General features: G+C 71.9%; 11 protein-coding genes and 1 pseudogene. 5 read left to right on the top strand and 7 right to left on the bottom strand.

Going from position 1 to position 11,221, the window contains the following annotated elements:
• Positions 1–6: 6 nt before the first annotated feature.
• A complete protein-coding gene (locus tag ACFVYS_RS08575) occupies positions 7–2,985 on the top strand; it encodes a BTAD domain-containing putative transcriptional regulator (RefSeq protein WP_389500069.1) in 2,979 nt (992 codons plus the stop codon).
• Between the two features lie 200 nt (positions 2,986–3,185).
• Positions 3,186–3,383: a hypothetical protein gene (locus ACFVYS_RS08580; protein ID WP_389500071.1), complete on the top strand. Its 198-nt coding sequence runs from the start codon at positions 3,186–3,188 to the stop codon at positions 3,381–3,383.
• Between the two features lie 89 nt (positions 3,384–3,472).
• Here the strand turns inward: ACFVYS_RS08580 and ACFVYS_RS08585 are convergent, their stop codons facing one another.
• Entirely contained in the window at positions 3,473–5,053 is a 1,581-nt protein-coding gene (locus tag ACFVYS_RS08585; RefSeq protein ID WP_389500072.1) for a FadD3 family acyl-CoA ligase, read from the bottom strand.
• 100 nt (positions 5,054–5,153) lie between these two features.
• On the opposite strand from ACFVYS_RS08585, the gene ACFVYS_RS08590 reads away from it, so the two are divergent.
• The 3 genes from ACFVYS_RS08590 to ACFVYS_RS08600 are packed head-to-tail and all read left to right on the top strand — an operon-like array spanning position 5,154 to position 7,537.
• The gene (locus ACFVYS_RS08590; protein ID WP_389500074.1) at positions 5,154–6,311 is read left to right on the top strand and encodes a lipid-transfer protein; all 1,158 of its coding nucleotides are present in this window, start codon (positions 5,154–5,156) and stop codon (positions 6,309–6,311) included.
• A gap of 39 nt (positions 6,312–6,350) precedes the next feature.
• Complete coding sequence (locus tag ACFVYS_RS08595; RefSeq protein ID WP_389500076.1) at positions 6,351–6,767, top strand: Zn-ribbon domain-containing OB-fold protein; 417 nt, start codon at positions 6,351–6,353, stop codon at positions 6,765–6,767.
• Positions 6,764–7,537: an enoyl-CoA hydratase/isomerase family protein gene (locus ACFVYS_RS08600; protein ID WP_389500078.1), complete on the top strand. Its 774-nt coding sequence runs from the start codon at positions 6,764–6,766 to the stop codon at positions 7,535–7,537. The genes ACFVYS_RS08595 and ACFVYS_RS08600 overlap by 4 nt, the downstream gene beginning before the upstream one ends.
• A 30-nt stretch (positions 7,538–7,567) precedes the next feature.
• On the opposite strand, the gene ACFVYS_RS08605 is transcribed toward ACFVYS_RS08600, so the two are convergent.
• The 6 genes and pseudogenes from ACFVYS_RS08605 to ACFVYS_RS08630 form a co-directional block, all read right to left on the bottom strand.
• On the bottom strand, positions 7,568–7,948 hold the full coding sequence (locus ACFVYS_RS08605) for a toxin-antitoxin system, toxin component, PIN family protein (protein WP_389500080.1): 381 nt from the start codon (positions 7,946–7,948) through the stop codon (positions 7,568–7,570).
• Between the two features lie 35 nt (positions 7,949–7,983).
• On the bottom strand, positions 7,984–8,685 hold the full coding sequence (locus tag ACFVYS_RS08610; protein ID WP_389500082.1) for a DUF433 domain-containing protein: 702 nt from the start codon (positions 8,683–8,685) through the stop codon (positions 7,984–7,986).
• Positions 8,686–8,707: 22 nt separating this feature from the next.
• Positions 8,708–9,593, bottom strand: a pseudogene (locus ACFVYS_RS08615) (hypothetical protein).
• A gap of 279 nt (positions 9,594–9,872) precedes the next feature.
• The gene (locus tag ACFVYS_RS08620) at positions 9,873–10,094 is read right to left on the bottom strand and encodes a DUF397 domain-containing protein (protein WP_389500083.1); all 222 of its coding nucleotides are present in this window, start codon (positions 10,092–10,094) and stop codon (positions 9,873–9,875) included.
• A gap of 127 nt (positions 10,095–10,221) precedes the next feature.
• Positions 10,222–10,332 carry a Scr1 family TA system antitoxin-like transcriptional regulator gene (locus ACFVYS_RS08625; RefSeq protein ID WP_389500085.1) on the bottom strand — a complete coding sequence of 37 codons (111 nt, stop codon included), beginning with the start codon at positions 10,330–10,332 and terminating at the stop codon, positions 10,222–10,224.
• Positions 10,333–10,520: 188 nt separating this feature from the next.
• Entirely contained in the window at positions 10,521–11,057 is a 537-nt protein-coding gene (locus ACFVYS_RS08630) for a hypothetical protein (protein ID WP_389500086.1), read from the bottom strand.
• Positions 11,058–11,221 lie beyond the last annotated feature (164 nt).

The following is an 11,221-nucleotide window of genomic DNA, read 5'->3' on the forward strand; positions in this document are numbered from 1 at the left end:
GCCCTGATGGACGACCGGGTAGGACACCGCGACCCGCGTGTGCCGGAGCAGAGACGGCCCGGCTCCCCCGAGGAGCCGGCGACGCTGCGCTTCGACGTGCTCGGCCCGGTGCGCGCACGCCGCGGCGACGAGCGGCTGGCCACCGGTTCACCGCAGCAACGCGCCCTGCTGGCAGCCCTGTTGCTGCGTGAGGGACGTACGGCCACCGCAGCCGAGCTGATCGACGCGCTGTGGGGCGAGGAGCCTCCGTCGCAGGCGCTGGCGGCGGTACGGACCTACGCCTCCCGGCTGCGCAAGGTGCTCGACCCGGGCGTCCTGGTGAGCGAGTCGGGCGGCTACGCGGTGCGCGTGCCGGCCGAGGGCGCGCTGGACCTGGCGGTGGCGCAGGAGTGGGCGGTGGAGGCGGAGAAGGCACGGACCGCCGGCGACCTCTCGCACGCCCGCGAGGTGCTGAACCGGACGCTGGGGCTGTGGGACGGGGAGGCCCTGGCCGGCGTCCCCGGGCCGTACGCGGAGGCGCAGCGCGTCCGGCTGGAGGAATGGCGGCTGGGACTGCTGGAGTCCCGGCTCGACATGGACCTGGAGCAGGGCTGCCACGCGGAGGCCGTCTCCGAGCTCACCGCCCTCACCGCGGCGTACCCGCTCCGCGAGCGGCTGCGCGAACTGCTGATGCTGGCGCTGTACCGCAGCGGCCGGCAGGCGGAGGCGCTCGCGGTGTACGCGGACACCCGACGGCTGCTGTCCGAGGAGCTGGGGGTGGATCCGCGGGCCGGACTGCGGCAGCTGCAGCACCGCATCCTGCGGGCCGACCCGGAGCTGGCGGAGCCGTCGGCGTCGACGACGGAGCCGGCGGTGGTACGGGTGCGGCCCGCGCAACTCCCGGCCACGGTGCCCGACTTCACCGGACGTTCCGCCTTCGTACGGGAACTGAGCGAGGTGCTGGCCGGAGCCGGTGACGGCACGGGCGCCGGCGGCCGGGTGATGGCCGTGTCCGCGCTCGCGGGCATCGGGGGCGTGGGCAAGACGACCCTCGCCGTGCACGTGGCCCACCAGGCCCGTCCCGCCTTCCCCGACGGCCAGCTGTACGTCGATCTCCAGGGCGCGGGGCCGCGGTCGGCGGAGCCGGAGACGGTCCTCGGGTCGTTCCTGCGGGCCCTGGGCACGGCGGACTCGGCGATCCCCGACTCCCTGGAGGAGCGGGCGGCGCTGTACCGCTCGGTGCTGGACGGCCGCCGGGTGCTGGTGCTGCTGGACAACGCGAAGGACGCGGCCCAGATACGCCCCCTGCTGCCGGGCACGGAGGGCTGCGCGGCGCTGGTCACCTCACGGGTGCGGATGGTGGACCTGGCGGGAGCGCATCTCGTCGACCTGGACGTGATGTCCCCCGAGGAGGCTCTCGCCCTCTTCACCCGGATCGTCGGCGAGGAACGGGTCGCGGCGGAGCGCAAGGCCGCGCTGGACGTGGTGGCCGCGTGCGGCTTCCTGCCGCTGGCGATCCGGATCGCGGCCTCCCGGCTGGCCGCCCGCCGCACCTGGACGGTGTCCGTCCTCGCCGCCAAGCTGGCGGACGAACGGCGCCGGCTGGACGAGCTCCAGGCGGGCGACCTGGCGGTGAAGGCGACCTTCGAACTCGGCTACGGCGCGCTGGAGCCCGCCCAGGCCCGCGCGTTCCGGCTGCTCGGCCTGGCGGACGGCCCGGACACCTCCCTGGCGGCGGCCGCGGCGGTCCTGGACCTGCCGGCGGAGGACACCGAGGACCTGCTGGAGTCCCTGGTGGACACCTCCCTGCTGGAATCCGCGGCCCCCGGCCGCTATCGCTTCCACGACCTGGTACGGCTCTACGCGCGTGCGTGCGCCGACCGCGACGAACCACCCGGCGAGCGCGGCGCGGCGTTGTCGCGGTTGCTGGACTTCTATCTGGCGACGGCGGCAGGGGTGTACACGATCGAGCGGCCCGGCGACCGCACGGTCGTCCACCTGGAGCCCACCTCGTACCGGGGGCTGTCCTTCGGCGAGCGGACCCAGGCCCTGGACTGGCTGTTCGCCGAGGCGCAGTGCCTGCTGGCGTGCGCACGGCAGCAGCAGTCGGGCAGTGGGCTGCGTCGTGCCGTCGATCTGCTCTGGGCCGCCAAGGACCTGGCGGAGTCGGGCGCGAACGCGAAGCAGTACGAGTGGGCGGCCACGGCCCTGCGGGACGCCGCGCAGGACGCCGCCGACGTCCGCGCGGAGAGCCGCGCGCGGACGGCACTGTCCAACGTCCATCTGGCCGCCGGACGTTACTCCGAGGCGGACGAGGAGGCCCGGCGCGCGATCGAACTCGCCACGGCGGCGCACGACGCGACGCCGGTGAGCTGGGCGGCGACGGACCGGGGGATCATCGCCCTCGGCCAGGGCCGCTACGAAGAGGCCGAGAAGTTCCTCACCACCGCCAGGGACGGCTATCGGGCGGACGGGAACCGGCCGGGAGAGGCCAACGCGCTGTGCAACCTCTCGCGGCTCTACGAGCGGATGAACCGCCCGAGCGACGCCGTCACCCTGGCCCGGCAGGGTGTCGACATCTACCAGCAACTCGGACTCACCCTGCGCCTCGCGAACGGCCGTTACGCCCTCGGCGTCGCACTGATCAGCGCCGGCAGGCTCTCCGACGGCCTGGTGCAGCTGTCCGACGCGCTGGAGATGTTCGGCAGCAACCGGCAGCGCCTGTGGGAGGGCACGACGCACTTCCGCATCGCCCAACTGCACCTGGCCGACCGGCGTCCGGCCCAGGCCGCGCAACACGCCGAACAGGCACTGGCGATCGGGTTCATTGGCGGGGACCTCATCCGAGGCAGTGTGCTGACCGCGCTGGGCCGGAGCCTGCACGCACTCGGCCAGTCGGACCGGGCACGAGCCTGCTGGCACGAGGCCCTGTCCCTCCTGGAGCGGTCGGGAGCGCCCGAGGCGGTCGAGGTACGCCGTCTGCTGGCACCTCTGGACGCGTCGTGAACTCGCCGTCGGTGGCGTTCATCGAACGTTTATGACCGCCTGGCAGGGTCTACTCAACGGTCCGTCGCTTCGGGGGGCAGACGGACCGGACGAGCCCGCTGGGGGGTGGGCTCCGGCACATGTCTCTGTCCGGCGATACTCGGGGGAATCGCCGGACAGAGACGCCTCACTCACTTGAACACTCCCAGGGGGAGCCGAACATGAGCAACACCGAGAATCAGACGACGAACGCCACCGCGGACATCACCACGCTGGAGAACCACGCTCCGATCCTGCCGGCCCTGTCCAAGCCGGCGACGCTGGAGGCCGAGGCAGCCACACCGGCGGCCGAGGAGAAGATCGTCTCGCTCGAGAACCACGCACCCGTCCCGCCCGCCCTGGACCTGGACGGCAAGTAGGCACCACCCGTCACCAAGGCGACGGGGATCGGCCGCGGCGGCGCGGAGGGGAGCCGCCGCGGCTGTCGCGCGTCCGGGGGCACGCGCGCTCAGCGGGAGCGCAGCTCGCCCTTGACCACCTTGCCGCTCGCGTTGCGAGGCAGGACGGGCACGAACTCCACCGCTCTCGGCACCTTGTAGTTGGCCATCTCCCGCCGGGCCCAGGCGATCAGGTCCTCGGCCGTGGAGACCGCGCCCGGACGCCGCACCACGTACGCCTTGCCCACCTCGCCCAGGCGGGGATCGGGGACGCCGATCACGGCCACGTCGGCCACGTCCGGGTGCAGGCCCAGGCGTTGCTCTATCTCCGCCGGGTAGGCGTTGAAGCCGCCGACGATGAACATGTCCTTGAGGCGGTCGGTGATCCGGAGGTTGCCGGCGGCGTCCAGGACGCCCACGTCACCGGTGCGCAGCCAGCCGTCCTCCGTCAGGGCCTCCGCCGTCGCCGTCTCGTCCTCGTAGTAGCCGCGCATCACGTTGAAGCCGCGGACCAGGACCTCCCCGGGTTCGCCCGGCGCCGCGTCCACCCGCACCTCGGTGCCGGGGATCGCGCGGCCCGACGTCGAGGCGATGACCGTGGGGTCGTCCCCGCGGCGGCACATCGTGACGACACCGCTCGCCTCCGAGAGGCCGTACGCCGTCAGGACGGTCTCCACGCCCAGTTCGCCCCGCAGGCGTTCGACGAGCCGCAGCGGCACCACCGCCGCGCCCGTGACGACCAGCCGCAGCGCCGACAGGTCGTGCTTGTCCCGGGACGCGTGGTCAAGGAGCGACTGGTGCAGGGTCGGCGGGCCGGGGAGGACCGAGACCCGTTCCGACGCCACGTTCGCGAGGACCGTGTCCACGTTGAACACCGGCTGCGGGATCATCGTCGCGCCCCGCATCAGACAGGCGATCACGCCCGCCTTGTAGCCGAAGGTGTGGAAGAACGGGTTCACGATCAGATAGCGGTCGCCCTGCCGCAGCCCCGCCAGGTCGGTCCAGATCTCGTACGCCCGCAGGGTCTGCGCGTGGGTGATCACCGCGCCCTTGGGGCGGCCCGTCGTACCCGAGGTGAAGACGATGTCCGAGGGCCACTCCCCCGCCACCCGGTCCGCCCGCGCCCGGACCTCCGCCGTCCCGGTGCCCTCCCCGCTCGCCAGGAAGTCCTTCCAGGTCCGGAAGTCCGCCGGGGCGTCGTCCGAGAGGACCACCACCTGCTCCAGCGCGGGAAGCCCCGGCAGCGGGCCGCCGCCGGCGCCCTCCGCCGCCGCCCGCCGCAGCGACGCCACGTACGACGTCCCGAGGAAGGTGCCCGTCACGAACAGCAGCCGCGTCCCGCTGCGGCGCAGTACGTCCGCCGCCTCCGTGCCCTTGAGACGGGTGTTCAGGGGCACCAGCACCGCCCCCGCGCTCACCGCGCCGAGCGCCGCCACCATCCAGTCCAGCGAGTTCGGGGCCCAGACGGCCACGCGGTCGCCCGCCCGCACCCCGTTCGCCAGACAGGCCGCCGCCGCGCGTTCGACGCGGGCGCCGAGCTCGGCGTACGAGATCCGGGTACGGCCCTCCACCACCGCCTCGGTCGTCGCGTACCGCTCGGCGGACCAGCGGACCAGGCCGGGGATCGTCCCCCACTCCATGTCACCACGCATGACCAGCCTCCCCACCCGACCACTAGCTGACTGACCGTCAGATTAGCGGTAACCTGACGGACTGTCAGCAGCACTGTCGCCGTGTGGAGGTGGGTGCGGCATGCCCGCAGTGACCGGAATCAAGGACGCCACGGCCATCGTCGGCATCGGGCAGACGTCCTTCGCCAAGCACCTCCCCGAGGACGAACGCACGCTCGCCTGCCGGGCCGTCCTCGCCGCCCTCGACGACGCCGGGATCGCCCCCGGCGAGGTCGACGCCCTCGCCTCCTACACCATGGAGGAGACGGACGAGGTCGAGCTCGCGAAGGCCGTCGGGTTCGGTGACCTGAGCTTCTTCAGCAAGATCGGGTTCGGCGGCGGTGGTTCCTGCGCCACCGTCGCCCACCTCGCCGCCGCCATCGCCGCCGGACAGGCCACGGTGGGGGTCGCCTGGCGGTCCCGGAAACGGGGCTCCGGACCGCGTCCGTGGACCAACACCGCCGTCCAGCTCCCCACCCCCGCCCAGTGGACCCGGCCCTTCGGGCTGCTGCGGCCCGCCGACGAGATAGCCATGCTCGCCCGCCGCTATCTGCACGAGTACGGCGCCACCCGCGACCATCTCTTCAACGTCGCCCTCGCCTGCCGCAACCGCGCCAACCAGAACCCGGCCGCCGTGATGTACGAACGGCCCCTCACCCGCGAGATGTACATGTCGTCCCGGTGGATCAGCGAGCCCCTGTGCCTGTACGACAACTGCCTGGAGACGGACGGGGCGTTGGCGTGCGTGGTCGTGAGCCGCGAGCGGGCCAGGGACTGCCGCCGGGCACCCGTGTACGTCCACTCCGCCGCCCAGGGCCTGCCCGCCCAGCACCACGGCATGGTCAACTACTGGAACGACGATCCCCTCACCGGCCCCGCCTGGGCGGCCGCCCGGCACCTGTGGAAACACGCCGACTTCACCCCGTCCGACGTCGACGTCGCGCAGATCTACGACGCCTTCACGCCCCTCGTCCCGCTCTCCCTGGAGGGGTACGGGTTCTGCGGCCGGGGAGAGGGTGGCGCGTTCACCGAGGGAGGGGCCCTGGAGACCGGCGGACGGCTGCCCCTCAACACCGGCGGGGGCGGACTCAGCGAGGCCTACGTCCACGGCTTCAACCTCATCAACGAGGGCGTCAAGCAGCTGCGCGGGACCAGCACCGCCCAGGTGCCCGGAGCGGCGACCTGCCTCGTCACGGCCGGCGAGGGCGTCCCGACCTCCGCCCTGCTGCTCAGGAACTGACCCGCACCGAGGAGAACGCACCGAGGAGTTGATCCCGCGATGCTCACCCCCGTCACCGACGCCGACGGTGCCCCCTTCTGGCGGTACGCCGCCCAGGGCGAACTCCGCGTCCAGGCCTGCGCCGACTGCGGCGAACCCCGCTTCCCGCCCCGCCCCTGCTGCCCGCACTGCCGGTCCTTCGCGAGCGAGTGGCGGCGGACGTCGGGACGCGGCCGGATCTGGTCCTACGTCGTCCCGCATCCACCCCTGCTGCCCGACTACGCCGCCCACGCCCCCTACAACGTGATCCTCGTCGAGCTGGCCGAGACGCCCCGGATACGGATGGTGGGGAACCTGGTGAGCGGACCGGGGGCGGCGATCGACTCCTTCTCCCCCGACCGCATCCGCATCGGCGCCCGCGTACAGGTCGTCTTCGACGGCGGGGGGCTTCCGCAGTGGGTTCTGGAGCGGCCGTGAGCGTGCGACGGGACATCGACAAGGACACCGGGGTCGCCGTCGTCACCCTCGACCGGCCGGCCCGGCTGAACGCCCTCGACCTCGAGGCCGTCCGCCAACTGAAGTGTGTCTGGCGGGAGTTGCGGTTCGACGACTCGGTACGGGCCGTCGTCCTCACCGGGGCGGGACAGCGGGCGTTCTGCACCGGCCTCGACCGGGACGCCGTCGTGCCGCAGCCCGGCTCCCCGTATATGCAGGACGATCCGCTGCTCACCGTCGGTCCGAAGGCGAACGACCTGTGGAAGCCGGTCGTCGCCGCCGTGGAGGGGATGGCCTGCGGGGGCGCCTTCTACCTGCTCGGGGAGTGCGAGTTCGTCGTGGCCGGCGCCGACGCCCTGTTCTTCGACCCGCACACCACGTACGGGATGGTCAGCGCGTACGAGTCGGTGCTCCTGGCCCAGCGGATGCCCTACGGGGAGGTGGCGCGGATGATGCTGATGGGGACGGCGGAACGGATCTCCGCCCGGCGGGCCTTCGACGTCGGGCTGGTGTCCGAACTCACCGACACCGGCGGGGCGTCGGCCGCCGCCGTCGCCTGCGCGGCCATCATCGCCGGGTATCCCCCCGCCGGGGTCCAGGGCACCGTGCGGGCGCTGTGGTCGGCGAAGGAGGCGGCCCGCGCGATGGGCTTCGCCCAGGCGCCGCACCTCATCTCGCTGGGGAACCTGCCGAGCGAGCGCCAGGCGGAACTGTTCGCCGGCCGCTCGTCCGCCGAACCCCGGGTCCGCTGAGCCCCCGCCGCCGGCGCGCAGTTCACCCCGTCACGGCCAGGTGCGCTCGATGCGGTCGCTCCTCACCGCGTAGGCAGCCGGCCCGCCGTTCTCGACAGCCCGGTGGATCGCGTCACGGCGTGCCACGAGACGTTCGATCATCTCGGTGGTGCGAAGTTGCTGATTGTCGAGATAGAAAAGCACTGCCTTACGCTCCAGGACAGGCTGGATCTCCAGGTCCCGCGTCTTGATCCGGCCGTCCTTCGAGAGCGGGACCCACGACCGGTCGAGACCGTGCGCGATCCACTCCTCGACGTCCTGCCCGTCGTCCGGGAAGACGTCGACGATGCGGTGAACGGTCCACCCGCAAGTCCTCAGTCCTTCGGCGACACGACGACCGAGATTCCGGTCGAGGAAGAACTCAGGCGGCAAGATGCACCACTGCCTGGCAGAGCGCGTCCACCTGCTCAGGCGTCATGGCGTAGTCGTACGCGATGTCCTCGACGCTCTCCCCAGGCCTCCCATAGGTCAGTGATCGCCTTGACCGAGACGCGATTGGCCGCCACCACGGGAAGTCCCTGGCCGAACCTGGGGTCGATCACGACGGGGACGGAGTCCGGGTACTGCCTCAGCCGCAGGCTGGAGGGAAAGTCGTCACCGGCGTCCCAGTTCAGGTAACGGAGATAGCTGGAGACCACTTCCTGGATGGGGGCCTGGCCGTCCCAGGCTCTGCGGAGATCTCCGAGACCGTGTTCGACGAAGATGTCCACACCGTCCGTCGCGATGCGTTTCGACACGAGGCCGTAAGGGGTGTCGAAGGCGTCCCGTACGGCGGCGGCGGCTTCCTTGATCTCACTCATGCGAAGGCCGAGGGAACGCAGAGAGCGGAGCACGTGCGCCTCGGCCACCGCGATGAACGGCACCAAAGGCTGCCCCTTGCGTGCCGGATCCACCTGGTGGACCAGTGGGGCTCCGGCAGCCTTGCCCTTCAGCCACGAGGTGAGGGTCGACTGCGGAATCTCAAGGCAGGAGGCCGTTTCGGTGGGCGTCAGAAGTCCGTCCCTGAACCTGTCGACCATGTCCCACCTCCTCTTGGCGCCGGATTTCGCATCGTGCCACATCAAGCCTCCCACCTGCGGGTGGACCGCACACCCGGTCATCGGGGTCATCGGGGTCATCGGGGTCATCGGCTCAGCCGGCCGCGCGGAGTTGGTCCCGGGCCCGGCAGTCCCGGCAGCGGCCGGGTTCCGTCGTACGGAATCCGCGGTCGCAGCCGTCGCAGTTCCGCATGCGCACGACCGCCGGGCGACCGGGGGCTTCCGTGCTTCGGGCCGGTGTGGAGAGAGGCAGGGGCGCCTCCCTGAGCCGGTAGGCGAGGATGCCGGCCGGGCGGGCCAGCAAGTGGTCCGGGAGCCTTGCGGTGAGGTGGTCCGTGATGTGCGTGGGCAGGAGACCTGCCGCAAGCCACCGGGTGACGGCCGGGGCGAGTTTGGCGGCTTCCTGTGCGGACAGGACGAGTCGGGGGGTCGACGCGGCGCAGGGCGGTGAGTACGGCGACGGCCCGGGGGTCGGCGTCGGTGGCATCGGCAACGTCGGCGACATCGGTGAGCGGGGCCGGGATCTCCACCTCGGGCTGGACCGGCGGCCGCAGCGGTCCGCGTACGGCGGGCTGCCTGCGGGGGCGACGGGGCTTCGGCGGCTCGGGAGGCCCGTCCGGATGCGGCGCGCCGTCGGGTACGTCGTAGAAGTATGTTCGGGTACGGACCTGTCCGGTGGGCGTTCGCTCGCGGCGGCGCTCCAGGTGTCCGGCCGCTTCGAGCTCCCTGAGCGCTCGCGAGATCAGGATCTCCCCCTCGCTGAAGTGCTCGCACAGGGCGGTGATGGTCACGGAGGAGCCGTCGGGCAGAGAGGCGATGTACGCCGCGACACCGACCGTGACCGCGCTGCCACGCCGTTGGGCGAGGGCGTTGGAGATCACGGTGAAGTCGGCCGTGAGGCGGGTGCGGACATGGATCACGCCGGAGGACGGAGCTCCGGCGTCGGCGCGCAGGGGCGCGTTAGACTGCGATTCAGCCATCGGGAAGGTCTTTTTCCTGATTGGTCAGGCCCTCGTTCGGGATTGCCGTCCCGGCCGGGGGCCGTATTCGTTTGTGGTGGTCGCGGCGAACGTAACCGCCCGTATCCCGCTGCTGCAAGCCAGTCACCCGCACGGTGACGCGGGCCTCGCGGCCGGGGAGGGTGGGTGGGCGGGAAGTTCTTTCCCCCGGTTCTTTCAGGAGGCCAGCGGCCCGCCGGACCCTCGCGGACAAGGGCCCGGTGAGCCGGAACGACGGGCGGGGGCCGGGGCCCGGCTGCCTCAGGGACGGTGCTGTCCGGCCTTCAACTCGCCTGTGAAGGTGCCCCAGGAGGCGGCTACGAAGCACAGCGCCGGACCGTGCGGAACCTTGCTGTCACGGACCGGGACGACGGCCCCTCGGAACCCGTCGGCCACCTCCACGCAGTTGCCGCCCTCCTGATTGCTGTAGCTGCTCTTGCGCCAGGCGGCGCCGTTCAGATCGGGACGGGACGTTCGCTCCACGGTGGTTGTCCTCCATCACGGATCGGATCATGTCGAATGACATGAGCGGGGGCAGAGCTGCCGCCCGCAGCCGGTCGTAGGTCAGCGCGAAACTCCTGACCTCGTCCGGATCCTCGACGAGTTGGCCCTAGTGCGCGCCCTCCGTGTAGGCGATCTCCGAGCCGTCCGGCATGGTGAGCACCGTCAGCGAGCCGCCCATGACATCGTGCTCGCCCTGGTCGAACGGCAGTACCTGCACGGTGATGTGAGGTTCCGTCGCGGTCCCGCCGTTCCGCCCCCGGTGTGCCCCGAGGGCGAGTCCGGTCGCGGACTGCTCCTGGTGGACGCCATGACCCTGCGGTGGGGGTGGACTCTCCGCGTGCCCGTGGGCAAGACGGTGTGGGCGGAGGCACCCGTGGAGGCGTCGGCCCGTTGAGAGGCGTCCGGTCAGTTCGCCGAGGCGTAGGGCTCCGGGTCGCAGTGGTCGACCTTCGCGGCGACGCCCGGGGCGGACAGGTCCACCTGTACCGTCGCCGTGTCGTTCCCGGCGACGTACTCTTCCGTGCTCCGCTCCTCCACCCTGCCGGAACCGGCGTCGAGGAAGTCGACCGTGACGGTGAAGTAGCCGCCGGTCGCGTTGGGGTTGTCGACCTCGACCGTCGCGTAGGGCTCGCTCGGCGTCGCGCAGTCGATCAGCTTCACCGTGGCGTCCTGCTGCGTCGTGGACGTGCTGGAGGAGCCGCCGTCGCCGTAGGTGTCGTCCGAGTAGTCGTCATCGTCGTCGTAGTCGTGGTAGGTACTGCCCGAGCTGCCGCCGCTGCTCGACGACGAGCTGTCGTGGTTCTGGCTCGAGCTGCTGCATCCGCCGCCCCCGCCACCGCTGTGACGGCTGCCGTGGCCCCTGCTCGTCGAGAAACCGGTCAGCGCCAGTCCGACGACCACGGCCACCGCTGTGAACTTGAGTTTCTGCCCCCGTCGATCCATACCGACAGCGTAGACACTGCCTGTCACGGTCATGTCACCGCGTGGCGACCGGCCGGTCCCCGGCGTAGCGTCGGCGGTGGCGGCCGCCGTCCGGGACCCTTCCGTGCGCCCGGCACGACGGCCGTCCCGGTTCGACGGCCGTCCTCCCGGCGGTGAGCGGTCGG

It is taken from the genome of Streptomyces sp. NPDC058295 (assembly GCF_042880655.1).
In the GTDB taxonomy this organism is placed as follows: Bacteria; Actinomycetota; Actinomycetes; order Streptomycetales; family Streptomycetaceae; genus Streptomyces; species Streptomyces coriariae.